The 23,436-nt window shown below is 66.6% G+C and carries 22 protein-coding genes; 14 read left to right on the forward strand and 8 right to left on the reverse strand.

The features are described from left to right. Positions 1–14 precede the first annotated feature (14 nt). Both ACQPYR_RS13525 and ACQPYR_RS13530 read right to left on the reverse strand, forming a co-directional pair. Entirely contained in the window at positions 15–1,268 is a 1,254-nt protein-coding gene (locus tag ACQPYR_RS13525) for an amidohydrolase family protein (RefSeq protein ID WP_433631899.1), read from the reverse strand. Positions 1,269–1,508: 240 nt separating this feature from the next. Next, positions 1,509–2,108, reverse strand: a complete 600-nt coding sequence (locus ACQPYR_RS13530) for a TetR/AcrR family transcriptional regulator (protein ID WP_433635122.1) — start codon at positions 2,106–2,108, stop codon at positions 1,509–1,511. A 169-nt stretch (positions 2,109–2,277) separates the two neighbouring features. Between ACQPYR_RS13530 and ACQPYR_RS13535 the strand changes: the two genes are divergently transcribed. From ACQPYR_RS13535 to ACQPYR_RS13550, 4 genes are read left to right on the forward strand one after another with little or no spacing between them, the layout of a single operon-like run. Next, positions 2,278–3,111, forward strand: coding sequence for a TauD/TfdA dioxygenase family protein (locus tag ACQPYR_RS13535; RefSeq protein WP_433631901.1), 834 nt, complete (start codon positions 2,278–2,280; stop codon positions 3,109–3,111). A gap of 41 nt (positions 3,112–3,152) precedes the next feature. Next, positions 3,153–4,220 carry a mycofactocin radical SAM maturase gene (mftC, locus tag ACQPYR_RS13540; protein ID WP_433631904.1) on the forward strand — a complete coding sequence of 356 codons (1,068 nt, stop codon included), beginning with the start codon at positions 3,153–3,155 and terminating at the stop codon, positions 4,218–4,220. Next, positions 4,217–5,035 carry a mycofactocin-coupled SDR family oxidoreductase gene (locus ACQPYR_RS13545; protein WP_433631906.1) on the forward strand — a complete coding sequence of 273 codons (819 nt, stop codon included), beginning with the start codon at positions 4,217–4,219 and terminating at the stop codon, positions 5,033–5,035. Before mftC ends, ACQPYR_RS13545 begins: the two co-directional genes overlap by 4 nt. 8 nt (positions 5,036–5,043) lie before the next feature. Continuing rightward, positions 5,044–5,892, forward strand: coding sequence for an LLM class flavin-dependent oxidoreductase (locus tag ACQPYR_RS13550; RefSeq protein ID WP_433635123.1), 849 nt, complete (start codon positions 5,044–5,046; stop codon positions 5,890–5,892). Between the two features lie 2 nt (positions 5,893–5,894). Here the strand turns inward: ACQPYR_RS13550 and ACQPYR_RS13555 are convergent, their stop codons facing one another. Then, on the reverse strand, positions 5,895–7,322 hold the full coding sequence (locus tag ACQPYR_RS13555) for a FadD3 family acyl-CoA ligase (protein WP_433631909.1): 1,428 nt from the start codon (positions 7,320–7,322) through the stop codon (positions 5,895–5,897). Between the two features lie 64 nt (positions 7,323–7,386). Beyond that, on the reverse strand, positions 7,387–8,568 hold the full coding sequence (locus tag ACQPYR_RS13560) for an amidohydrolase family protein (protein ID WP_433631911.1): 1,182 nt from the start codon (positions 8,566–8,568) through the stop codon (positions 7,387–7,389). A 271-nt stretch (positions 8,569–8,839) separates the two neighbouring features. On the opposite strand from ACQPYR_RS13560, the gene ACQPYR_RS13565 reads away from it, so the two are divergent. The 8 genes from ACQPYR_RS13565 (at position 8,840) to ACQPYR_RS13600 (ending at position 16,459) form a co-directional block, all read left to right on the forward strand. After that, complete coding sequence (locus ACQPYR_RS13565; protein ID WP_433631914.1) at positions 8,840–10,210, forward strand: ABC transporter substrate-binding protein; 1,371 nt, start codon at positions 8,840–8,842, stop codon at positions 10,208–10,210. Positions 10,211–10,225: 15 nt separating this feature from the next. Then, entirely contained in the window at positions 10,226–12,343 is a 2,118-nt protein-coding gene (locus tag ACQPYR_RS13570; RefSeq protein WP_433631917.1) for an ABC transporter permease subunit, read from the forward strand. Continuing rightward, positions 12,321–13,034 (forward strand): ABC transporter ATP-binding protein, encoded by a 714-nt coding sequence (locus tag ACQPYR_RS13575; protein WP_433631920.1) that lies wholly within the window; start codon positions 12,321–12,323, stop codon positions 13,032–13,034. Before ACQPYR_RS13570 ends, ACQPYR_RS13575 begins: the two co-directional genes overlap by 23 nt. Next, positions 13,031–13,783, forward strand: a complete 753-nt coding sequence (locus ACQPYR_RS13580) for an ABC transporter ATP-binding protein (protein WP_433631923.1) — start codon at positions 13,031–13,033, stop codon at positions 13,781–13,783. Before ACQPYR_RS13575 ends, ACQPYR_RS13580 begins: the two co-directional genes overlap by 4 nt. Next, positions 13,780–14,145, forward strand: a complete 366-nt coding sequence (locus ACQPYR_RS13585) for a hypothetical protein (protein ID WP_433631926.1) — start codon at positions 13,780–13,782, stop codon at positions 14,143–14,145. The genes ACQPYR_RS13580 and ACQPYR_RS13585 overlap by 4 nt, the downstream gene beginning before the upstream one ends. 50 nt (positions 14,146–14,195) lie before the next feature. Next, complete coding sequence (locus ACQPYR_RS13590) at positions 14,196–14,858, forward strand: PaaI family thioesterase (protein ID WP_433631929.1); 663 nt, start codon at positions 14,196–14,198, stop codon at positions 14,856–14,858. Between the two features lie 350 nt (positions 14,859–15,208). After that, positions 15,209–15,712 carry a hypothetical protein gene (locus ACQPYR_RS13595; protein ID WP_433631931.1) on the forward strand — a complete coding sequence of 168 codons (504 nt, stop codon included), beginning with the start codon at positions 15,209–15,211 and terminating at the stop codon, positions 15,710–15,712. A gap of 27 nt (positions 15,713–15,739) precedes the next feature. Further along, positions 15,740–16,459 carry a hypothetical protein gene (locus tag ACQPYR_RS13600; RefSeq protein ID WP_433631933.1) on the forward strand — a complete coding sequence of 240 codons (720 nt, stop codon included), beginning with the start codon at positions 15,740–15,742 and terminating at the stop codon, positions 16,457–16,459. Here ACQPYR_RS13600 and ACQPYR_RS13605 read toward each other — a convergent pair. The 4 genes from ACQPYR_RS13605 to ACQPYR_RS13620 form a co-directional block, all read right to left on the reverse strand. Then, positions 16,456–16,668 (reverse strand): hypothetical protein, encoded by a 213-nt coding sequence (locus tag ACQPYR_RS13605; protein ID WP_433631935.1) that lies wholly within the window; start codon positions 16,666–16,668, stop codon positions 16,456–16,458. The two genes, ACQPYR_RS13600 and ACQPYR_RS13605, sit on opposite strands and share 4 nt — an antisense overlap. A 148-nt stretch (positions 16,669–16,816) precedes the next feature. Then, positions 16,817–18,355 carry a carboxylesterase/lipase family protein gene (locus ACQPYR_RS13610; RefSeq protein ID WP_433631937.1) on the reverse strand — a complete coding sequence of 513 codons (1,539 nt, stop codon included), beginning with the start codon at positions 18,353–18,355 and terminating at the stop codon, positions 16,817–16,819. Positions 18,356–18,477: 122 nt separating this feature from the next. Next, the gene (locus ACQPYR_RS13615; RefSeq protein ID WP_433635124.1) at positions 18,478–19,533 is read right to left on the reverse strand and encodes a zinc-dependent alcohol dehydrogenase; all 1,056 of its coding nucleotides are present in this window, start codon (positions 19,531–19,533) and stop codon (positions 18,478–18,480) included. Between the two features lie 229 nt (positions 19,534–19,762). Beyond that, positions 19,763–20,539, reverse strand: coding sequence for an enoyl-CoA hydratase (locus ACQPYR_RS13620; protein ID WP_433631940.1), 777 nt, complete (start codon positions 20,537–20,539; stop codon positions 19,763–19,765). 139 nt (positions 20,540–20,678) lie between these two features. Here ACQPYR_RS13620 and ACQPYR_RS13625 point away from each other — a divergent pair, with 139 nt between their 5' ends. Then, the gene (locus tag ACQPYR_RS13625; RefSeq protein WP_433631943.1) at positions 20,679–21,734 is read left to right on the forward strand and encodes an enoyl-CoA hydratase/isomerase family protein; all 1,056 of its coding nucleotides are present in this window, start codon (positions 20,679–20,681) and stop codon (positions 21,732–21,734) included. After that, positions 21,735–23,429, forward strand: a complete 1,695-nt coding sequence (locus ACQPYR_RS13630) for a CoA transferase (protein ID WP_433631946.1) — start codon at positions 21,735–21,737, stop codon at positions 23,427–23,429. It abuts the gene before it with no gap. Positions 23,430–23,436: the final 7 nt, after the last annotated feature.

Consider the following 23,436-nt stretch of genomic DNA (forward strand, 5'->3'; position numbering starts at 1 on the left):
TCGTCATCCCTCGATCAGTGTGCTTGCTGGGCATAGGCTTCGGCGTATTGCCGCCGCGTCGTCGTGGAGGTGTCCCAGCCCGCGGCCTTCGCGCGCAGCGCGCCGACGGTGGCCTGCTCCTTCGGGGTGTGCTCGAACGGATCGAAATTCAGGAAACGGCAGGCGTTCTGCCAGGTGATCTTGTTGATATCGGTGTCGTCGGCGTGGGCGGCGTTCAGTTCCTTCAGCACGAATTCGGGTGCGTCGGGCCACAGCGAGTCCGAGTGCGGGTAGTCGCATTCCCACGCGATGATGTCCATCCCGACCGCGTCCCGATAAGTGAGTGCGGTCGGGTCGGTGACGTAGCAGGCGATCACGTGCTCGCGGAAGACCTCGCTCGGCAGCTTGCCGCCGAAGTCGCGCCGCAGCCACCTCTGGTTGGTGTAGTGGCGATCGGAGCGATCCAGGAAGAACGGGATCCAGCCGATGCCGCCCTCCGACAGCGCCACCTTGAGATTGGGGTAGTTGCGAAATGCCGGGCCCCAGAGCAGATCCTGGACGGTGATCTGGGAGACCGTCGGCGCCAGGCACATCAGATTGTCGATCGGCGCGTCCGGCGCCAGCTTGAGCGCCCCGAATCCGGTGCCGATATGCAGGTTCATGACCAGACCGGTTTCGTTCAGCGCCCCGAAGACCGGTCCCCAGAAGTCCTCGTCGAAATAGCTGGGGCTGCCCTGCAGGTGCGGCAGTTCCGCCATCGTGACGCCGCGGAAGCCCTTCGCGGCGACGCGGTGGATCTCGGCGACGGCCAGCTGCGGATCCCACAGCGGCAGAATGGCGTTCGGGATGAACCGGCCCGGGTAGACGTCGCACCAGCCCTCGAGATGCCAGTCGTTGTATGCCTGGATCATCGCGACGGTGATCTCGTCCTTGAAGTGACTCAGGTGGCCGGCGCTGAATCCGGCGAAGGTGGGGAAGCACATCGAGGCCAGGATGCCGTTGGCGTTCATATCCCGTATGCGGGCGTGGATGTCGTAGACACCGGGGCGCATTTCCGCGTAACCGGCCGGGTCGTACCCCCACTCCTCCGGCGGCCAGGAAACGACCGCGTTGAGCCCGGTGACACCTGTCGGTTTGCCACGGTAGACCCACCGGTCGACGCCCTTTTCGTCCACGATCACCTTCGGCGCCAGATCGGCCCACTTCTTCGGCACCCGGCCGTCGAACATATCGAGCGGCTCGACGACGTGGTCGTCGATGCTCACCAGGATCATGTCGTCGATGTTCACGTGACTCCTCGCTGTTCGTGCGACGCCGGGGGTGTGCGTCACCCCGATCTGGACAAGCGGAGAGATGGTCAATCTTCATTTGGGAGAATGCCACTCTCGCAGTGAGATCGACCATACACCCTGCGCGCGGGCGCGGTCGACAAATTCCCACGGGATATCGACGACGAGCTGTCGCAGCCGCGGGCTATCCCGACCCGGATGCTGAACTAGCGCTCAAACTCGGACTGAGCGCGTGCCAGATCACGAATCCGCGGCCTCGATCTCGGTGCGTTCGGATGCGCTCGCCTCGAACCTGTCCAGGTACTGCTCGACGAATGCGACCAGATCGCCGTGGCCGAGCGTGACGCCCACGGCATTCTCGGTCGCGATGACGCCGGACACGCTGGCGATGAGCAGTGAAATCACCACCGGCGGCAGCTCGGTGAGGTCGAGGCCGCCGGCCCGGGCGATGAAGGTCAGCGCGGTCACCTGGATATCGCGGAAACGTTCGATATAGGCGGCGATTTCGGTACGGATGGCCGGGCGCTGGTTGGCCAGCGCCATGAATTCCTGCTGTAGCCGGGTACCGTACGGTTCCCGGCTGAGCTGCCAGAGCGCATGCAGCGGCTGCTCGGAGAACATGGCTTGGCGCTGCCGCTCCAGATTGGCCTCCGCGCCGCGGCGGAATACCGCCAGGAAAAGGTCGTCCATGGTCGGGAAGTAGTAGTGCACCAGCGCGGGTTTGACCCCGGCCAGCGCGGCGACCCGCCGTGACGTCGCCGCGGCATGTCCCTGCTCGAGCATGATCTGCGCGGTCGCATCGAGGATGGCGAGCCGGGTGGTCGAATCCTGCGCGCCGATCCGGCGGACCCGGGCCGTGCCGCGCGTGGTCGCCGACTCGTTCGTGCTCGCCCGGCCGCTTGACCTGTCATCCGTCACGGTGTTAAGCATATGCACATATCAAGTTTGGGCACTAGTTCAGCACTTGCAGGGCATCGACCCGCATGCTGCCGTACCGAAGAGGCGCATCATGACCGTCACCGCCATCCCCGTGACCCACCACATCGGACTGGAAATCACCGGCCTGTCCGGCAGGCAACTCGCCGATCGGCGAGTTGCCGACGACCTGCGCGCGGCGCTCGACCGCTACGGGGTGGTGATCTACCGCGACGCCCACATCGATGACGATGCGCTCGTTGCGCTGAGTCGCCTGCTCGGTGAGGTCGTGGTCGCGCCGTTCGGCGGCGAGAAGACGCATCCGGAGGTATCGGCCATCACCCGTGATCCGGCCAAGAGCGTGCTGGCCGCCTATCGAGAGGGCACCTTCTTCTGGCATATCGATGGCGCGACCGACGCGGTCCCGCAGCAGGCCACCCTGCTGACCGCGCTCGAGGTGGCCGCCGACGGCGGTGGCACCGAATTCGCCAACACCTTCGCCGCCCACGCGGCGCTGTCGGATGCCGAGCGGGCCGAACTCGAAACCCTGCGCGTGGTGCACAGTTTCGCGCACGCGCAGTCGCTGGCCAATCCGGATCCGACGGATCGGGAGCGGGCCGCCTGGGCGAAGGTGCCGACCCGGGTGCATCCGCTGGTGTGGACGCGCAAGAACGGCCGCAAGTCGCTGCTGATCGGTGCGACCGCGGCACAGGTCGTCGGCATGTCGGCGGACGAGAGCCGGGCGCTGCTGGATCGGTTGCTCGACTGGTCGACCCAGCCGCGGTTCGCCCTGCAGCATCAATGGCGGCCCGGCGATCTGGTGGTATGGGACAACACCGGCATGCTGCATCGCGCCCAGCACTACGAGGTGAGCTCGCGCCGATTGATGCACCGCACCACCCTCGTCGGAGAGGAAGCCGTCGCCTGATATCGAATGGGTGGGCCTGCTTTTCTTGTTCGCCTGGCAGAATGTCATTATCCTATGACGAGAACAATATTTCCCACCTCGGTGGCGCAAGCAATGACGCGGGAGTCCCCATGATCGACAACACCAGCGAAACCGTCGCCGCGCCGACCTGTCCGACCTGGGAGCTGACCCACGCCTGCGATCTGTCCTGCATCCACTGCTCGGCCGGCCCTCGCGGCCGCGATCCGCGCGAGCTGAGCACCGCCGAATGCAAGGCCCTGATCGACGAATTCGAGCGGATGCGGATCAGCCGCGTCGATATCGGCGGCGGCGAGCCGACCGTGCGCCCGGACTTCTGGGAACTGGTCGACTACGCCACCGCCAAGCACATCGGAGTGAAGTTCTCCACCAATGGAATTCGGATAACTCCCCATGCCGCGCGGCGGATCGCCGGCAACGGCGACATCGTTGTGCGGATCTGCCTCGACGGCGCGACCGAGGCGGTCAACGACGCGGTGCGCGGCACCGGGGCATACCGGGCGGCGGTGCGCGCGATGGAGTTGCTCGCCTCGTCGGGCGTATACGGATTCGAGCTTTCCGTCACCGTGACCAGCCGAAATATCGGCCAGCTCGATGCTTTGCAGGCGATTGCCGATATGTTCGGTGCACAGCTTCGGCTGACCCGGCCATCGGGCCGAGTCTCGGACGAACCGCACCTGATGGCGGATCAGCGGCGGATGCTCGATGACTGGCTGCGCGAGCACGACGCGAATGTCCTGACCGGAGCGCAACTGTCCCGCTACGGCGAATCGCTGCAAGGATCGAATTCGGGCCGGGTGATGTGTGTGATCGACCCGGTCGGCGATGTGTACGCGTTCGCTGACCACGACCGGTTGCACACCGGAAACATCCGTGCCCAAGGCGGATTCGAATCCATCTGGCTCAACTCGCGACTGTTCACCGAGCGGCGCAGCCCGCGGAGCGGCTGGGCTCATACGGAATGCCCAGGCGGACAAGGTAATTCGGCGCCGGCCGGGATCGACCGGATGGACGCGTCGAAGCAGTCGCAGGACTATTCGCATCGGCGTCGACCGGTCGCCGAGTATCCGGCGGTTCGGAGGTCGGCGTGACTTCGCGTTCGGAGCATCGGCGGGTCGCGCTGGTCACCGGTGCCGCACGGGGAATCGGCGCGGCGACGGTACTGGAACTGGCGTCTCGCGGCTGGTCGGTGCTCGCGGTGGATCTGGCGACCGATGATCCCGCACTGCCCTATCCGATGGGCAGCAAACGGGAACTCGTCGCGGTGGCGACCGAGGCGAGCAGCCGGGTGCACCGGGTCGGTGCCGTGCGACCGTTCATCGCCGACGTGCGCGACCCGGCGGCGCTGGAAGCCGCGGTGGCCGAGGCGGTCGCTACTTGGGGTGGGCTGGATGCGGTGGTCGCGGCGGCCGGGGTCATCGCCGGTGGAGTTCCGTTGTGGGAGATGCCGATCGAGCAGGAGCGCGCGGTCCTGGATGTCTGCCTGGGTGGAGTCGTGAATCTGGCGCGGGCGGCCGTTCCGGCGCTGCTGGCCCGGCCAGCACCGCGATCGGGGCGGTTCCTGGCCATCGCCTCGGCCGCCGCGACGAAGGGCCTGCCCCAGTTGGCGGCCTACTGTGCGGCGAAAGCCGGTGTGACAGGGCTGATTCGGGCACTCGGCGCCGAACTCGGCGGCACCGGGGTAACCGCGAACGCGGTGAGTCCCGGCTCCGCCGATACCGCGCTGCTGGCCGAGATCGCGCGCCTCTACCGAATGCCCGATCCGACAGGTTTCGCCGGCCAGCAGCCGATCGGCCGATTGCTCGACCCGGGTGAGATCGCCGGCGTCCTGGCGTTTCTGGCCGGGCCCGACAGCAGCGCGATGACCGGTGCGACGGTCGCCGTCGATGGTGGCCTCGCGCTGTGAACAATCCGGTGCCCGAGTGGTTTCTATTCTTGCCGCAGATCAAATTACGCGTCGACGACATCGTGGAACGGGCCCGCGTGGCCGAGGCCGGCGGGTTCGACGGCATCGCGTTCATCGATCATCTGGTCGCGCCCGGCGCCGAGCAACTACCGCTGTGGGAGGCGATGACGATGGCGGCATGGGTGGCCGCGCGCACCGAGCGGCTGCGGATCGGCCATCTGGTGTTGTGCGACTCGTTCCGACATCCGGCGATTCTCGCCAAGGAGGCGGTGACGCTGCAGGAGGCATCGGGCGGCAGATTCGAACTCGGCCTCGGCGCCGGCTCGGTACCGCACGAGCTGGTGGGATTCGACATCACCCGGGACCGGGCGGCCGCGCGCCGCGCTCGGCTGCGGCGCAGTCTGGAACTGCTGCACCAGTATTGGGGCGCACCGAATGCCGAGGGACCGGTGCAGGTGCCGGCGCCGAGTACACCGATTCCGATCGTCATCGGCGGCACCGGCGCACCCCTGCTCGAATTGGTGCGTGACTACGCGACCTGGTGGAATCTGCCTGCGCCGCAACTGAATCGGCTGACCGAACTGCGATCCGAGATCGGGTCGGCGCGGGTATCCGTCCAACAGATGGTCGGCTTCGTCGGCCATGGCCGGGATGCCGCGCAGGTACACGCGCGCAGCACTCGGCGATTCGGTCAGCTGGGTGCGGGCCTTGTCGTCGGCGACGGCGCGCAACTCGTCGCGCACTTCGGCGACCTCGTCGAGCGCGGCGTCGAGCGGTTCTATGTGTGGTTCACCGATTTCGCCGCACCGGAGACGTTGGCCGAATTCGGAGCGAAGGTGATCGAGAACCTGCGGTAGGCCTACCGCAGCTGATCCTTCATCACCTTCCCGGTGGCATTCAACGGAAGCGCTTCCCGGAACTCCGCGAAACGCGGGACCTTGTAACCCGCCATGCGGGTCTTGGCCCAGCCGATCAGTTCTTGTTCGGAAATCGGTCCGGCGGCTACCACGAACGCCTTGCCGACTTGCCCGAGCCGCTCGTCGGGAACGCCGACCACCGCTACCTGCGCAACGGCCGGATGCTCGAGGAGAACGCCTTCGATCTCGGCCGGATAGGCATTGAAGCCGCCGACGATGAACATGTCCTTCTTACGGCCGATGAGCCGCAGCCGTCCGTCGGAATCCAGGCTGCCGAGGTCGCCGGTGTGCAGCCAGCCCTCGGGGTCGACGGCCGCGGCGGTCGCCTCGGGATCGTCGAGGTAGCTCTGCATGACGGAATACCCGCGGACGAGCACCTCGCCGTCATCGGCGATGCGCACTTCGATGCCGTCGCAGGCGGTTCCGACGGTGGTCGCGATCTGCTCGAAGGTGTCGCCGGGGCGCGACGCCGTCGCGGTGCCCGCCTCGGTGAGCCCGTATCCGGTCATGATCGATCGGAACGGCAACTCCTGGTGCACCCGGCGGATCAGTTCGACCGGAATATCGGCGGCCCCGGTGACCGCCGTCCGCAGCGATGACAGGTCGTAACGGTCCTTGGCCTCCAGCAGCGAGTGATAGAGGGTCGGCGGACCGGGCAGCATCGTCACCCGCTCGCGCTCGACCAACTCGAGCACCCGATCGACGTCGAAGACCGGGACCGGCAGGATCGTCGCGCCGCGGATGAGCGACGCGATGATCCCGGCCTTGTACCCGAAGGTGTGGAAGAACGGATTGACGATCAGATAGCGATCGCCCTCCCGCAGATCGGCCAGCTCGCACCATTCCGAATACAGCCGCAGGGTCTGCAGATGATTCATCATGGCGCCCTTGGGCTTTCCGGTTGTGCCCGAGGTATAGATGATGTCGGCGATATCCGTGCCACGCACCTGCCGTTCGAACGGCGCACCGCTGGACAGGAAGTCCGACTTCAGGTCGATCACCGGCACGCCGTGCGGACCCGCGTAGTCCACGCCGAGGAAGCCCTGCTGCACCAGCAGCAGTTTCGCCCCGCTGCGGCGCACGATATCGTCGGCCTCCTCGGTCTTGAACCGGGTGTTGACCGGGACGAGCACCCCGCCCGCGCTCAGCGATCCGAACGCCGCGATGATCCACTCGGCCGAATTGGGCGCCCAGATCGCCACTCGGTCACCGGATTCGACTCCGGCGTTCGCGAAGGCGCCCGCGGCTCGGCGGACCCGTTGAGCAAGTTCGGTAAAGCTGATCCGCAATGGTCCGTCGACGACCGCTTCGGCGGCGCCGAAGCGGTCGGCCGCACTCATGACCATCTGCGGGATGGTCTCCCAGTTCATACGTTGTGCCTACTCGGCGTATGAGCGGTGGTCACGCTTCGCCGTCGCCTCCGGGCCCGACCACTCATACGCCGAGCAGACCGGCCAGGTTGCCGCCCATGATCTTTGCCTGGTCCTCGACCGGCAGATGGGTGAGCATGTCGGCGAAGTGGGTGGGCTGGGCCAGGCCCTCTGGGTGCGGGTAGTCGGACCCGAACAGCACTCGATCCACGCCGATGAGATCGATCAGGTCGCTCACGCCCTCCTCGTAGAAGGGGCTGACGAAGATCTGGTTTTTGATGGTCTCGATCGGGTTCTGCATGCCGAAGCCTTCGGGCGCCTTCTTGAAGGTTTCGGACAGTTTGTTCATGAGCGGGCCCAGCCAGGCGGCGCCGCTTTCGATGATGGCGACCTTCAGCTCCGGATGCCGCAGCAGCGCACCGTGGCACAGCAGCGAGGTCACGGCGTCCTCCACCGGTCGCCATTCGTTGACCATGCTGAAGGCATTGGTGACGAAGGGCAGCATCTCGGCGTTGGCGCCGTCCCATTCCTGGGTGTAGCGGGCGTAGCCGCTGTCGGAGGTGTGCATGGTCACGGCGACGCCGAGCTCGACCACCCGCTTCCAGAACGGATCGAATTCCGGCAGCGCGAACGAGCGCGGGCCGCGGAAGCCCGGCACCGGAGCAGGGCGGATCAGGATCGCCTTGGCGCCGTGCTCGACGACCCACTCCAGCTCCTTGATCGCCTCCTCGACGATCGGCAGGGTGATGACCGGAACCGCGAAGATCCGGTCCTTGTAGTTGAACGACCAGGTCTCGAGCATCCACTGGTTCAGCGAATGGACGATGGCGTGGATGGCTTCCGGATCATCGCGCAGGCGCTCCTCCACCAGGCTGGCCAGGGTGGGGAACATCAAGCTCCGGTCGACCTTCAGCTCGTCCATGAGCGCCAGGCGCGGCCCGGGCTCGCGGAAGGCGTCGATGGCCTTCATCGGTTCGCCGAAGATCTCGCGGCGGCTCTTGCCCTCCGGGTTGCCGTTCTTGAAGTAATCCTCCATGGCGCCCGGGCGCGCGACCACCGAGAAGGTGGGATTGGGGATGTACTGGCTGATCTGCCCCCGCACCGCGATCTTGGTCCGGCCGTTGACCTCGACGTACTGGATGATGCCCTCGTACCGCTTGGGCAGGTGGCGAGTCAGTGCCTCCTTGGTCTCGTACATGTGGTTGTCCGCGTCGAACAGCGGATACGGCAAGGTTTGGGCCGGCATGAGATCCTCCTTCACTATTTGTGAGAATCCTATTCTCATTCCTGTCTGGTGGCAATCGCGTGCTGGCGGCTTACTGCGCGGTGGGCTTGGTCGAGCTGTCGCCGAAGTTCGATGTAGACCACATTTCCCAAATCGACCTTACTGATTCTCCTGATATGGAAAGCTGCTTTCCCAACGGCGAGAGCACCAGATCCGGTAGGGGGCGCCGCTCGATGAAGAACAGGGACGCGGGCCTCGACCGATCGTGGCGGCGTCCCATAGAGGAGGAAACGTGAAATCGCAGCGAATACTCGTTGCTCTGCTGGCAGCCGCGCTGCTGGCGGCCGGCTGTAGTCGTGGTGGTGAGGAAGTCGAGGGCACCAACACCACCAGCTCGACTGCGTCGGGCGACTTCGGTGATCTGAAGAATGTCTGCCAGGCCGGTAAGCCGTCGAGTTCGTCCGCGCAGGGTGTCACCGCGGGCGAGATCAAGGTCGGGGTCTTCAGTGACGTCGGTTTCACCAAGAACACCGAATTCGTCGATGCGGCAAATGTTTTCACCTCCTGGTGCAATGCGGCCGGCGGTGTCGGCGGGCGCAAGCTGGTGGCCACCGTGCGCGATGCGAAGCTCATGCAAGTCCGCCAGCGCATGATCGAGGCCTGCCGCGAGGACTTCGCGCTGGTCGGTGGCGGCGCCGCGCTGGATTCGCTCGGCGTCGAGGATCGGTTGAAGTGCTTGCTGCCGGAGTTTCCGGCGCAGGTCGTCGATGTGAAGAACTCCGGATCCGACCTGCAGGTCGGCGGCGGCGCGTCGGCCTCTCGCCCCTACGACATATACACCGGATATCACCAGTGGCTGCTCACGACCTACCCTGCCTCGGCCGGTGCGGTCGGCATCATCACCGGCGACTCGCCGGTGACCAAGGCGATGGTGCCCAAATTCCAGGAATCGCTGAGCGCGATGAACGCCTCGGTGGTGTACAACGAGCTCTATCCGGCCACCGGCGTCGCGGACTGGACACCGTATGCGCAGTCGATCAAGAGCAAGGGCGTCAAGGGGCTGATCTTCCTCGGCGATTTCCGCAGCCTGGCCAAGCTCGAGGATGTGCTGACCGGGATGGATTACAAGCTGGACTGGATCGACGCCAACAGCAACGCTTACAACTCGCAGTTCCTGGAGCTGGCGGGCAAATCCCTTGCGGCGCAGAACAATTTCGCCGATCTGAGTGGCATCGCGCCGCTCGAGGCGTCCGCGACGGTGCCGGATGTCAAGCTGGTGAAGGACCTGTTCGCCAAGTACGCGCCCGGTAAGGATGTCACCTATCCGGCGCTGCGTGCTTTCTCCGAGTGGCTGCTTTTCGCCAAATCGGCTGCCAGTTGCGGTGATCAGTTGACTCGCAAATGCGTGTACGACGCCGCCAGCAAGGAGACGGCGTGGACCGCGGGCGGCCTACAGGCACCGGTGGATCTGCGGCCGACCGGAGCCCTGCCGAAGTGCTACAACATCGTGCAGGCAACCCCGCAGGGCTGGCAGCAGGCCACCGGTTTCAAACCCGACACCGGTCCATACCGCTGCGATATGGACGCCTACGTGTACAAGAACGACTACGGCAAGGCCATGACCCTCGCCGATGTCGGGCTCAGCACCAGCGACTTGAAGTAGCGGAGTCGTTCGGCAATGGAGCAATTCCTCGCCTTCGGCATCGTCGGGCTGAGCACCGCGGCCATCTACGCGATCATCGGTAGCGGCCTGGTGCTCACCTACACCACCACCGGCGTATTCAATTTCGCGCACGGGGCGGCAGGCATGATGTCGGCATTCGTGTACTGGCAGTTGCACATCGGCTGGGACGTGCCCGCGCCGTTGGCGATCGCCGCGGTGCTGCTGGTATTCGCGCCGCTGTTCGGCTTGTTCTTCGCGTGGGCGCTGGCGCCTACTCAAGGCCTCGGCGATGCGGAGAAGTTGGTGATGACCATTGCCCTGCTGAGTGGTCTGATCCTGCTCGCCCAATGGGTGTGGGACCCCAACACGGCCCGTACCCTGCCGAAGTTCTTCGCCGAACAGCGGCCGTTGCACTTCGGCGTCATCACCATCACCTGGCATCAGGCATTGACGATGGTGGTCGCGATCGCGGTTGCCGTGGGCCTGCGGATCCTGCTGTACCGCAGCAGGACCGGTGCGGAAATGCGGGCCACGGTCGACGATCGCGCGCTGGTGGGTCTGACCGGCGCCGACCCGCGGCGGGCGAACCGAGTCGCGTGGATTCTGGGCATCGAGTTGGCGGCGATCGGCGGCATCCTGGTGGCGCCCACGGTCGCGCTGGATGCGCCGCAGTTGTCGCTGCTGATCGTCAGTGCCTACACCGCGGCGATCTTCGGCCGGTTGCGCAGCCTGCCGATGACCTTCCTCGGCGCGATCGTGGTCGGCTGTCTGGAGAGTTACCTCACCGGCTATCTGCCGCAGAACGAATATCTGCCGGGTCTGCGCTTGGCCGCACCCGCGCTGCTGTTGTTCATCGCGCTGCTGGTGTTCCCGCACGGACGGCTGCGCGGTCGGGATCGGCGCCTGAGTCCGGTGCCGCTGCCCACGGTTTCGGGATCGGCCGCCTTCGCGGGAGTGGTCGTGGCGATGGGTGTCGTACTGGCCACGGTCCTCGGCGAGGCCGATCTGATCACCTACGGGCAGATCTTCGCCTTCGGCGTCATCGGGTTGTCGTTCGTGCCGTTGGCCGGATACGCGGGGCAGATCTCGCTGTGTCAGCTCAGCATCGCCGGAGTCGGGGCGGTCGTCTATGCCCAGTACGGCGCGGACGGGCAGTGGTGGGCACTGCTGCTGGCAATGGCGGTCGCGGGTGCGGTGGGTGCGGTGATCGCATTGCCCGCGCTCCGGCTGTCCGGGGTCTATCTGGCCCTGGCGACGGTGGCGTTCTCGGTCGTGCTCGACCGGTGGGTATTCACCTTGCCGACCGTGCACATATTCGGCATGAAGATCAACTTCTTCGAACAGGGCTCGGTGAGTCTGGTCGGGCCGCACCTGTTCGGCCTGCATCTCGACAGCACCGCCCAGGTGACCGTATTCGCGGCGGTATGCCTGGCGGCGGCGGGCTTCGCGATAGCTATGCTGCGGCGCAGCCGGTTCGGGCGGCGATTGATCGCGATGCGCGACAGCGAGGCCGCGTACGCGACCCTCGGCGGCAATCTGCTGATGGCGAAGGTGCTGGTGTTCGCCCTCTCGGCGGCGATCGCCGGACTCGGCGGTGCGCTGTACGGCATGCAATTGCGGGCTGTCACCTCCGATCACTTCAACCTGGTTTCGGGCTTGCCGATCTTCCTGATCGTGGTGATCGCAGGACTCGGCGCGGTCGGCAGCGGCTTCTTCACCGGCGCGGCCTACGCCGGGCCGCTGCTGGTGATTCCGGTCCTCTGGCCGTCGCTGTTGAACCTGTCCCAGGTGCTGCCTTCGCTGGGCGGTATCGCCTTCGCCGGTGGCATGCTCGGTCAGGGTGCGATTGCCACCATGCGGGAGGAATGGCTGCCGATGTTCCGCGATCGTGTGGTGATGCCGGTGGTGCTGGTCGTCTCGGTGCTGCTGTGGGTGCTTCGACTGGCTGATGTGATCACCGGCTGGCATTTGTTCTTCGGACTGGTGCTGGTCGTCATCGGTGCCCGCGTCTGGATCGCGCGGCAGCGCGTGCCGGCCGAACCCGAACCACCGGTCGAATGGTGGGGGATTCGGCGGCCATGGCGTACCCAGGACGAGGAGGTGTTGAGCCGTGCCACCGCTGCTGCAAGTTGAGGATGTGAGCGTCGTCTTCGGCGGCCACCGCGCGCTCGACGGCGCGGGGTTGGTGGCCGAAGCCGGTCATGTCACCGGATTGATCGGTCCGAACGGTGCGGGCAAGAGCACGTTCTTCGACGTGATCTGCGGTCTGCGCAAACCGGCATCGGGGCGCGTGCTGATCAACGGGCGCGATGTGACCCGGCTCGGTACGGGCCGCCGCGCCCGGCTCGGGATGGCTCGCACCTTCCAGCGGCTGGAACTGTTCGGACGCTTGAGCGTTCGTGACAATCTGCTGGTGGCCGCGGAACTCGGGCCACAGCGTCGGCATGCCGCCCGGGTGGTCGACGAGATCATCGAACGGTTGGACCTGCGCGAAGTCGCCGACAGCAGTGCCGATGCGCTACCGACGGGGACCGGCCGATTGATCGAGGTGGGCCGGGCACTGGCCGCTCGACCAGAGCTCATCCTGCTCGATGAACCCGCGGCCGGTCAGGACCACAGTGAGACCGAGCGATTCGCGGCGCTGCTGCGTTCGCTGGCCGCCGACGGGACGGCGGTGCTGCTGGTCGAACACGATATGGGGTTGGTCATGAATGTCTGTGACGAGGTCTATGTACTCGACCTCGGCAAGGTCATCGCCTCGGGCCCACCCGAGCTGATCCGGCGCGACGAAACCGTGCTCGCGGCCTATCTGGGGGCGGCATGACCGTGGAAAGTATCGAAACAGTCACACCGACAACTGATCTCGTCGCCGGCCCGCTATTGGAACTGCGCGAGGTGCGCGCGGCCTATGACGCGATCACGGTGCTGCACGGCATCGATCTGAGTGTCGTCGGCGGTCAGGTGGTCGCGTTGCTCGGGCCGAACGGCGCGGGCAAGACCACCACACTGCAGGTCGCCGCCGGCGTGCATCCGGTCGCGTCGGGCCAACTGCGGTTGGGCGGACGCGATATGACCGGTGCCGACCCACGCGACTTGGCCAGGGCCGGGGTTTGCCTGATCCCGGAGGGGCGCGGCATTTTCCCCAATCTGTCGGTCCGCGACAACCTGCTGATGATGACCTTCACGGGTCGCTCCCGCGAGGAGATTCAGGAGATCGCCTTCACCCGCTTCCCGATCCTCGGGAAGCGGGCCGATCAGACGGCAGGCACCATGTCCGGCGGCGAACAGCAGATGCTCGCCCTGGCCCGCGGCCTGGCCACCGATCCGGCGGTCCTCATGCTCGACGAACTGTCCATGGGGTTGGCGCCGCTGGTGGTCGGTCAGCTCTACGAGCAGGTCGCCGAAATCGCCCGCCAGGGCGTGGCCGTCCTGGTCGTCGAGCAGTTCGCCGCGGCGGTACTGGATATCGCCGACCACGCGGCCGTGCTCGTGCGCGGTCGCATCGAAAAACAAGGCCACCCCGACAGCATCCGCGACGAACTGGCGGCCCTCTACTTAGGAAGCTCCGAATGACCGAAACACGCGCGGACCGCTTCGTCCGCGAACTCAACGAAGCCAAGATTCCCGATCCCGCGGCCGGCCGGGCCGTGCTGTGGCTGCGCACCGGAGTGACCCTCATGGTGCTGGGCCTATTGGTGGCCGTGGTCTCGTACTTCATGTCGCACGGCACCAAAGACCCACTGGCACAACGTGATGCGATAACCCTCGCTCTCGGCGCGGTGGCCGCGAGCGTGGTGGGATCGGCGCTGTTCCTGCGCTATTCGCTGACCGGATTCCTGCGCTTCTGGCTGGCCAGGCAGTCCTACGATCTCGCGCAGCTGGGTGACCAGTTGAACGAAAAGGCGGTCACCCACGACGGTGCCGCCGTCCCATAGCGCGGGCGGCGGTCCGCAGTGCGGCAGCGGCGGGCGATAATGTAATTCTCATGAATGAGAGCCAGTTCGAGCCGTTACCCACCGAAGAACACCACGAAGGTGGGTTTCGGCCGGCACGGTCTCCGTCGCTGGATCGCACGCCCGACATCTCCCGTGGCGGTCCGCACTACGGGGAGTTCATCGAACAGATTCGCGGCCTGATGGACCGTGTGCGACTGGCCAGCCCCTCCGATGACGTGGCGCTCGAGACGATCACCACGCTGAAGGAACTCAACGGCCTGTTGGACACGGTCCTGGTCGACGAGTGGTCGGTGCCCACATGGGTTCGATCCGACCTGCCCGCGAACGGCAATATCACCCTGCCGCCGTTAGTCGTCGACCGCTCCGACCGCGACGGCGTGTCGGCTCGTATTACCTTTCGCCGCTTCCATCTCGGCGGCAATACGGCGGTGCACGGCGGCCATGTCGCGCTCGCCTTCGATACCGTGCTCGGCATGAGCGGGGTCGCCTATTCGGGGGCGGCGATCCGCACTGCTTCACTGACCGTCGACTACCGGTCCATCACACCGCTCGACACAGAGCTGACCATCCGCGCCAGGGTCGAGCGGCAGGAGGGGCGCAAGATCTTCTTGGTCGCGACCCTGCACGATGGCGACCGGCTGTGCGCCGACGCGCACGCGCTATTCCTCACCTTGCTGCCCGGGCAGCAGTAGTCGCCAAATATTCGCAAAAGCACCTCTAACTGCCCGCATCCCTTGTAAGAATGACATTCTCTCAATGGAGAGAGAGATTCGCGTAGGGAAGAAGTCAGTTATCGTGAAGATGCGGAACCGCACCGCGGCGGCCGTTCGCCAGAAGAAGACCGCTGAGGACAGCGGCTCTGAACCGTCGCAGACACGCGTGTCAACCGTCGGTGCCTCCGCGGTGCACAGCCATGCCGTTCTTGCATGTGGGCATGATGCCTTTCTATTTCTCGGCTGCGCCCTTACGGGTATCAGCATTCTCGTTCTATGAGATCGTGATTCTCGCTTTTCTTCAGCTCCAATATCAGTGAGGCAGCAACATGCATCAGATACCCAAGGCGGCCGGATGGGCGGCCGTTGCGATCGTGGCCAGCACGATTTGTGCCGGAACCGCGACGGCCGAGGCGGATCAGGCCGTGACCGCGTCCTCGGTCGCGGTCGATAGTTCCCAGCAGCAGCCCGGTGCGGGGCCCGCAGATCCTGGGCAGGAATACCTGAACGCCTTCACCTCGATCACTGGCGCCTTCGCCAACGATTCCACGGCAGGCCGAGTGGTCGGGACGACGATCGGTGTGGTCGTCGGGTGCCCGTTGGGTGCGGTGACCGGCGGTGCCCTCACGCTCCCGACGGCCGTGTTGACACCGGTAGGGATCGTCGGCGGCTGCATCATCGGTGCGAGCACCCTCGGCTTCCTGGGTGGGACCGTCGGCAGCATCGTGACCGGCTCACCCGCGATGAGCAATGCCTTTGGCCAGCAATACAACTCGCTGCATTCCAAGGGGCTGATCGCCGAAGAGGTCCCGAACCCCGATTCGGCCCGATAGCTCACCCGACCCAGGAGATAGATAACAATGAACCTCAAGACTCGTGGCATGGCCGTCACCACCTTGACTGCGGCAGCGGTCGCGATCGCCGCCGGTACCGCGCGCGCCGACGCGGATACCGGGGTGGCCGTCGATGCCAAGCAGAATCAATCCGTCACCACCGACGTTGCGCCCGGCGTGCATTTCAGCGACGACCTCGCCGTCGGAAAGTCGGTGCTCAGCACGCCTTTCGGCACCGTAGTCATGCAGCAGGGCCAATTCGACGTCCGTGATGCTACGGGCCGGACGGTTGCCGGATCTCCGATCCAGGACGAGGCCGACTCGGCACCGGCTGCCTCCGACTCGCCCAGCACAGCTGCGGCGCTTCCGATCACCGCAGCCGCGGCCCCGGTGGCGGGTGATCCTATGTCGAACTTCAATCAGGCTGTCGAGGCTGCGAACCCGCATATGGGTGCTGCCTTCGCGGTGGGTTCCGCGGTGGGTTCGGTGCTCGGCGCGGTAGTGGGCTGTCCGTTCGGCATGGCAACGGGCGGCACGCTGATGACGCTCATCTCGGCGGGCACGCTGACGGTCCCCGCGCTCGCGGCGACCTGCCTGATCGGTGCGGTCGCGGTGGGCGGCTTCGGAGCTACGGTCGGCGGTCTCGCCCTGGCTATCCCGGTCGGTCTCGCTGCCGGAACACAGAAGTACAACCAGTTGCAGGCTCAGCACGGCACCGATGCGCCTGCGGCTCCGGCCCACTCCTAACCCTCACGCAGTTGCCCCGGTGGGGCGATCACCGGCTGTGCTCCGGTGATCGCCCCGCTGGTTCCGTAGCGCAGCCGGTCCGGCCGCCGGGTCGGCTGCGCAGTGGACACCCGCGAAAGAGCCCGCATGACAAAGACTCTCGGGATCATCGGTGGCGGGAAGATCGGCAGCGCGGTCACCCGGCTGGCCATCGCGGCCAGCCTGGACATGGTGCCGCGGTCCGCGGGTCGGCCGGTGAGGCGAATCCGGTCTTCGATCGGACTGACCCGTTTTCAGGGAAGTGCGCTGAGGTCGGGCCGGTTGATCTGCCGGGCCATCCTCGGTGCGGGCCGCCGCGAGCACCGCGCCGAGCGCGCACTAAGTGAGCAGTGGCAGCGCCGAGAAGACGTGTTCGCGCCACAGACCGCGCGAGGTTTCCTCGGGGTAGGCGACGACCGAGGGGTTCGCATCGAGGATATGAGTCAGGCGCTGCTCCGAATCGTAAGCGGCCCAGCCCGGTTCGCCGGTCCTGACGAACTCGCTCCAGCGTGCACGCATATACGCCGACAGTTCCCGGGCTTCGGCCGACGGTTCGGGACCGAGGAGCAGCGGGCCGAGCTGGGCGCCGAAGGCGGCGAACAACAGTGGTCCGTCGAGGCCGTGGCAGGCGCCGAGGACGCCGCCGTTGCCGGGTGCCGGCCAGGTCAGCTCGTACAGATGGGCGCGGCCACCGCCTGCGGCCTGGGCTTCGGCCAGGTGCAGTGCGGGCATCCGGAACAGCCAATCCGTCTGAACCAGTTCGAACAGCTCTTCCGGTCCGGCGGACGGGAATGCCGTGCGGTATGCGTGCGCACCGTCGGACCCCGGGCCGAACATCCGCAGCGCGTGCGAGGCCTGTGTGTCGTCGATCGTGCCGAGTTGTCCGCCGAGGGCGAGGAAGAGCCGGAATTCGTCCCGGTTGTGCCCGACGACCACCGTGACATCGCGGGCGGAGCCATCCGCGAGCGCTTGCCACGGTGTCTTCGGCAGTACGTCACCGTCGACCACGGGCGAGAACGCGGTAATGGTGTTGGCTACCGCGCCCCATCGCTCGTACTGCCGCATCGATGCGCCGACCTGGGCTCCCGCGTCGGTCAACTGCCATGGATCCACACCTGACAGGTCCGTCACCGTCGGCCGCAGATCGATTTGTGCGGCGATGGCGGTCGCGATATCGGTGGCGAGCTCGTCGGAGAAAAACGTGCCCGGCATGCTCTGCAGGATCGCTCGCCGGAACAGCCCCGCCGCGCTCGGCATGGCCAGCAGCGCCGCGATGGACCCGGCACCGGCGGATTCCCCGCAGACGGTGACCTGATCGGGATCCCCGCCGAACGCGGCGATGTTCTCGCGCACCCACTCGAGGCCGGCGACCTGGTCGAGCAGGCCACGGTTGGCCGGTGCGCCGTCGATGCGCGCGAAACCCTCGATGCCGAGCCGGTAGTTGAGCGTGACGACCACGAGGTCGCCGTCGTGCGCGATATGTTGCGCGTCGTAGCCGGGACTGCCGGAGAAACCGAGCTTGTAGGCGCCGCCGTAGATCCACACCAGCACCGGCCGACGGACAGCCGGGTCGGGATCGGGTGTCCAGACGTTCACGGTGAGCCAGTCGTCGCCTTTCGGCAGGACGACACCGCCGGAGCGGTTGCCGAACGAGGTCTCCTGCGGCGGTGGCGGTCCGAACTCGAAGGCATCGCGCACGCCGTCCCACGCGATGACCGGCTGCGGTGCCGCGAAGCGTGCGGCACCGATCGGTGGTCGCGCGAACGGAATCCCGCGGAATACGACCAAGCCGTTCTCCCGTCGCCCACGGACCGCACCCGCGGTGGTGCGCAGCGCGGGCTCGCGTTGTTCGGATGGCCGTGCCGTAACTTCGGTCATGCACAGTCCTTGTCGCTCGGGGCCAGGTAAGTAAGAGAATGGTTCTCTTATTTCAGAGAATGCTATTTCAGCTGGACCCGGCCCGCCAGGGCCGATCCCGGCAAACGGAAGTAGACCGCGGCTCATTCGTAGGTGACGACCACTTTTTCCGCCGCGCCAGGGGTGAGGGCCAATTCGAACGCCTTCTGCACATCGGCGAACGGAACCTGGTGACTGATGAGCCGGGCGAAGCGGTCGGCGTGCTCGGCGATCTCGGGGGTGACCTCGAAAATCTCGGTGGGGTAGCCCTGAGATCCGATGATGGTCATCTCATTGCGCAGGATGGCGCCGAGGTCGATCGGTTCGGGCCTCTTGTGCACGGCGACGGTGACCAGCTTGGCGCCCCACTTGCCGTTGGCGAGGGCGGTATTGACGACCGCGGCTACTCCGGCCGCATCGATGTAGATGTCGGTGTCGGGGCGCGGTGCGCCGAGGGCGTTGCTCCCGTAACCGTGCAGTTCACCGAGACGGGCGGCGACATCCTCGGTTGTGGAGTCGATGACCGCGTCCGCGCCCACCGCGAGGGCGGTGTCGAGCCGCGAGGCGATCACATCGGCGACGACAACATGCTCGACGCCGCGCAGCTTCAGCCAGATCACCGCACCGAGCCCGATCGGGCCCGCACCGAAGACGATCGCCTTATCACCCGGCTTCGCCTCGGAGCGGTTCACCGCATGCCGCGATACGGCCATCGGCTCGTTGAGCGCGGCCACGGCGAAGGGCACCGAATCCGGCACGATGGCGACGCTGGAGCCGACCACGGCATTCTCGATGAGCAGATATTCGCTCATACCGCCCAGGGGTCCGCCGCAACCGATGATGCCCGTCGGGGCGGCCTGCGGATTGACCACAACGTGATCACCGACGCGCAGACCGGTGACATCGGCGCCGGCCTCGACGATCTCGCCTGCCGGTTCGTGGCCGAGCACCACCGGACGCATCTGGTCCGGTGTCAGGGCCTCGGCCTTGACCTGCGGCCCGAGTACCTTCGGCATACCGCCCATGTGCACGAAGGTCGCGTCGGTGCCACAGATTCCGCACGCCCGGACCCGCACCAGCACATCGGCCGGACCTGGCATCGGGCGCTGCTCCTCGACCACTGTGATCGCGCCGGGTGTGCTGGTCTGAACCGACTTCATCGTTGCCATGCTGGCTGTCCTCTCCGGGGTCACCGTCGGCTCGGGGCGGGGCCGACGACTTCGTTGGCATCAACGATGCCCTCGCCGGAGGGGCGAGCCCAGGGAGTGAGGTCCCGAAACGATGGTGTACCTGGGTACACCACCCGATCAATGGGGACCGGTGGTATCGAGAGCGAACTGAGCGAGTGTGGTGGAGACGATCTCGGGTTGCCGGATCTGACGAACTCGCTCAGCGGCCGATGAAACCTGGTGTGCGCTTGGCTTTGAACGCCGCGATGCCCTCGGCGACATCAGCGGTCTCGAAGAGGGCGGACTGACCTTCGCGTTCCAGGTCGAGCGCCTGATCGAGCTGAGCGAGGGCCATCGCGTTGAACGCGCGCTTGGTGCGGGTGTACGCCGCCGTCGGCCCGTTGGCGAGCTTGGTTGCCAGCCTTGCGATTTCGGCATCGTAGTCGGTATCGGGCACCACCTGGCCGATCAAGCCCCACTCGGCAGCCAGCGGTGCGGGAATGCGTTCGGCCAGCATCGCCATGCGGGCGGCGCGGGCATACCCGATCAGAGTCGGGACCATGGCGGTGGCACCGCCATCGGGCATCAGACCGATATTGGCGAAGGCGAGCAGGAAGTAGGCGGATTCGCGGGCGACCGTGATGTCAGCGGCCAAGGCCAGCGAACATCCGACGCCGACCGCGGGACCGTTGATCGCCGCGAGCACCGGTTGGGGTGCGGCGCGCAGGGCACGGATCAACCGGTTCGCCGCGTCGAGCGTCGCGACCTGTGGACCATTGCTGGCCGAGTTGGAAAGGTCCGCCCCCGAGCTGAATGCCCGCCCGTTGCCGGTTACGACGAATACCCGAACGGTCGGATCGTCGCCGAATTTCTCGACGACCGCCGCGGCCTCGTTCATCATGTCGCCCGTCAGCGCGTTGAGCCGGTCGGGGCGGTTGAGGGTCAGCCGCACGATCGTGTCGGTGCGTTCCACGAGGACATCGGGCTGATCGGTCATTGTGGGCCTTCCGGGTCGAGAATCGTACTGTGAGCTACTCTAACCAGATTAGGTATACTCTTTCCGGTCGGTTCCGGCCATGAACGACCGGAGCGTCGATGCAGTTGGTCCCTCTCGCCGACGCGGTTAGTTTTTAGTTATGCCGGATTCGGGGATCGATTTGTTCGACGAGTTCGCGGTGGAGCTCACCGCGGACGGAACCCCGGCAACCCCGATGGTGGTGGTCCCGCTGGACGCATTCGGCACGGAAACGCCGGACCAGGTCGCCCGGACCGCCGAACGGATGAACCAGGCGCTGCCGCTCGTCGTCGGGGTGCTGCGTGGGCCTGCGACACCCGGTCTGGCGCCACTGCTCGAGGCGGCGACGCTCACCCTCACCACGGACGCCGCGGCGAACTCGTTGCCGCAGGCCGTTGTGGTGGACGATGTCGATGCCGCGCTCGATCTGCTGGGGGCGGCGGTGCGGCATTCGCCCCGCGCGGCCGTCGCGTGTGGACAGTTGCTGCGCCAGACGGTGCGGTTGCCGACCGTGCCCGCGTTGGCGGCGGAGGCGGCGGTGTACTCGATGCTCCTCGGCGGCACCGAATTCGAGCGATGGCTGGCCGAGCGTGGCGCGCCGCGCACGGTCGCACCGCCGGAGCATGCATTGGTTCGGACACACCGCGATGACGATCGCCTGACGATCACGCTGAATCACCCGCAGCGACGCAATGCCCTCAGCATGCGGCTGCGTGAGGAACTGCTGGAGGCGGTGCGCTTGGCCGACCTCGATTCCACGCTCACCACCGTCGAAATCAACGGGACGGGACCAGTTTTCAGCAGTGGTGGCGATCTGGACGAATTCGGGACGGCGACCGATCTGGTGGCCGCGTATCTGGTTCGGCTGGATCGGGCGCCGTGGCGGATCATCGACCGCATCCGGGACCGGGTCACGGTGCGCGCCCACGGAGCATGCATCGGCGCGGGCGCGGAGGTGGCCGCGTTCGCGGGCACGGTGATCGCCGCCCCCGATACCTATTTCGCATTCCCGGAACTGCGGATGGGCCTGGTGCCCGGAGCGGGCGGTACGGTCAGCGTGCCGCGGCGGATCGGCCGCTGGCGCGCCGCCTGGTTGATGCTGACCGAACAGCGATTGACCGTGGCGGCCGCACTGGAGTGGGGCCTGGTCGACGCGGTGGAAGAGACGAGGAGCTGATTGCACACGAATACCTCGGCTACCGCAGCGGTGCTGCGGGATTGGGTGCAGTCACTGTGCCCGTCCGATGTCCTGTCGCGCCCGGTCGAAACACAGCCGGAGTGCGCAGTGCTCGCTTGGGCAGCGTCCGGCGCCATGGATCTGACCGGACGCTCCGACGGCGCTCCCGTTGTCTCGCCCGCAGCGGCATACGGACTGCTCCTCGAAACCGCTGAGGCGCTGGCGCGAATCACCGCACAGATCGGCTCCGAGGTCCGAGCCGATCCAGGGCTGCTACTGGCCGGTCGAGCCGGATTGCTGAACCTACGACGCGGCGGTCAGCAGACGGCGGGCGGAGCCGGTCGATTGCTGCGCACCTCGGACGGCTGGTGCGCGATCAACTTGAGCCGCCAAGACGATATCGACTCAGTGCCCGCGATCCTGGGGTTGGATTCGGTGGGCGACGATCCGTGGGAGACGCTCACCGCGGCCGCCCGTGAGTGGACCGCAACCGACCTCGCCGACCGAGCACAGTTACTCGGCGTACCGGCCGCCGCGCTGCCACCCGCCGCGTACCCTGCCGCCGCGCTGCCTGGCGCCGAGCGCCCTTCCGACGCGCTGCCTGCCGACGCGCGCTCTGCTGACGCGCGCTCTGCCGACGCGCGCTCTGCTGACGCGCGCTCTGCTGACGCGCGCCCTTCCGACGCGCGCTCTGCCGACGCGCGCTCTACTGACGCGCGCTCTGCTGACGCGCGCCCTTCCGACGCGCGCTCTGCCGACGTAGTGCCTGCTGCTGCAGACTCTGCCGCCGCGCTGGCCGCCGACGTGCACCGCGAAGCCGCGCTGCCCGCTGCCGCACATCCCGCCGACGTGCTGCCTGCCGCCGCGCGCCCTGCCACAGGGTTGGCCGACGATGCGGCACGCCCTGTCGACAGGCCATCAGCCGCACCATCCGCGACGCCGGATCACCAATGCCCGTGGCAGACAATGCGGATTGCCGATCCGGTGGTCGGAGCACGGCTGGATGGGTTGGTGGTCGTCGATCTGTCCTCGATGTGGGCCGGCCCGCTGTGTGCCCATCTGCTCGGGCGCGCAGGCGCGCGGGTGATCAAGGTGGAGAGCACGCGACGCCCGGATGGCGCGCGCCGCGGTGATCCCCGCTTCTTCGACTGGCTCCACGGCGGGCACGAACAGACCGCCGTCGACTTCCACACACCCGCGGGGCGGGAAACGCTGCGCGAGTTGGTGTCCACCGCGGACGTGGTGATCGAGGCATCCCGGCCGCGGGCGATGGCCCAACTCGGGCTGGCTCCCGGGGAACGTGTGCATCGCGACGGACAGGTCTGGCTGAGCCTGACCGGGTATGGACGTGCCGAGCCGATGCGCGTGGCATTCGGCGACGATGCGGCGGTGGCGGGCGGCCTGGTCGGCTGGGACGCGGGCGAGCCGGTGTTCTGCGGTGATGCCATCGCCGATCCACTCACCGGAATCTGTGCGGCACTGGCGGTATGCTGCGCCGTTCTCGGTGGCGGGGGACAGCTGATCGACCTGTCCATGCGCGCCACTGCCGCCGCCTTCGCCTCGGCCCCCGCGCTCACCCATGGACCGCATCGAGTGCTTGTCGATGGTGCGGATTGGGTTGTCGAATGCCCGCACCACGGTCGTTCGCAACGGGTGCTGCAACCGCGGGTACCGCAACTGGACGGAATGAAATGAATTGTGC

The organism is Nocardia sp. CA-120079 (assembly GCF_050955745.1).
GTDB lineage: Bacteria > Actinomycetota > Actinomycetes > Mycobacteriales > Mycobacteriaceae > Nocardia.

Bases quoted from the DNA above. Each gene is read 5' to 3' on its own strand.
- ACQPYR_RS13535 (WP_433631901.1), top strand. From the start codon at position 2,278: ATGACCGTCACCGCCATCCCCGTGACCCACCACATCGGACTGGAAATC.
- mftC (WP_433631904.1), top strand. From the start codon at position 3,153: ATGTCATTATCCTATGACGAGAACAATATTTCCCACCTCGGTGGCGCA.
- ACQPYR_RS13555 (WP_433631909.1), bottom strand. From the start codon at position 7,322: ATGAACTGGGAGACCATCCCGCAGATGGTCATGAGTGCGGCCGACCGC.
- ACQPYR_RS13560 (WP_433631911.1), bottom strand. From the start codon at position 8,568: ATGCCGGCCCAAACCTTGCCGTATCCGCTGTTCGACGCGGACAACCAC.
- ACQPYR_RS13570 (WP_433631917.1), top strand. From the start codon at position 10,226: ATGGAGCAATTCCTCGCCTTCGGCATCGTCGGGCTGAGCACCGCGGCC.
- ACQPYR_RS13580 (WP_433631923.1), top strand. From the start codon at position 13,031: ATGACCGTGGAAAGTATCGAAACAGTCACACCGACAACTGATCTCGTC.
- ACQPYR_RS13585 (WP_433631926.1), top strand. From the start codon at position 13,780: ATGACCGAAACACGCGCGGACCGCTTCGTCCGCGAACTCAACGAAGCC.
- ACQPYR_RS13590 (WP_433631929.1), top strand. From the start codon at position 14,196: ATGAATGAGAGCCAGTTCGAGCCGTTACCCACCGAAGAACACCACGAA.
- ACQPYR_RS13595 (WP_433631931.1), top strand. From the start codon at position 15,209: ATGCATCAGATACCCAAGGCGGCCGGATGGGCGGCCGTTGCGATCGTG.
- ACQPYR_RS13600 (WP_433631933.1), top strand. From the start codon at position 15,740: ATGAACCTCAAGACTCGTGGCATGGCCGTCACCACCTTGACTGCGGCA.
- ACQPYR_RS13605 (WP_433631935.1), bottom strand. From the start codon at position 16,668: ATGTCCAGGCTGGCCGCGATGGCCAGCCGGGTGACCGCGCTGCCGATC.
- ACQPYR_RS13610 (WP_433631937.1), bottom strand. From the start codon at position 18,355: ATGACCGAAGTTACGGCACGGCCATCCGAACAACGCGAGCCCGCGCTG.
- ACQPYR_RS13615 (WP_433635124.1), bottom strand. From the start codon at position 19,533: ATGAAGTCGGTTCAGACCAGCACACCCGGCGCGATCACAGTGGTCGAG.
- ACQPYR_RS13620 (WP_433631940.1), bottom strand. From the start codon at position 20,539: ATGACCGATCAGCCCGATGTCCTCGTGGAACGCACCGACACGATCGTG.
- ACQPYR_RS13625 (WP_433631943.1), top strand. From the start codon at position 20,679: ATGCCGGATTCGGGGATCGATTTGTTCGACGAGTTCGCGGTGGAGCTC.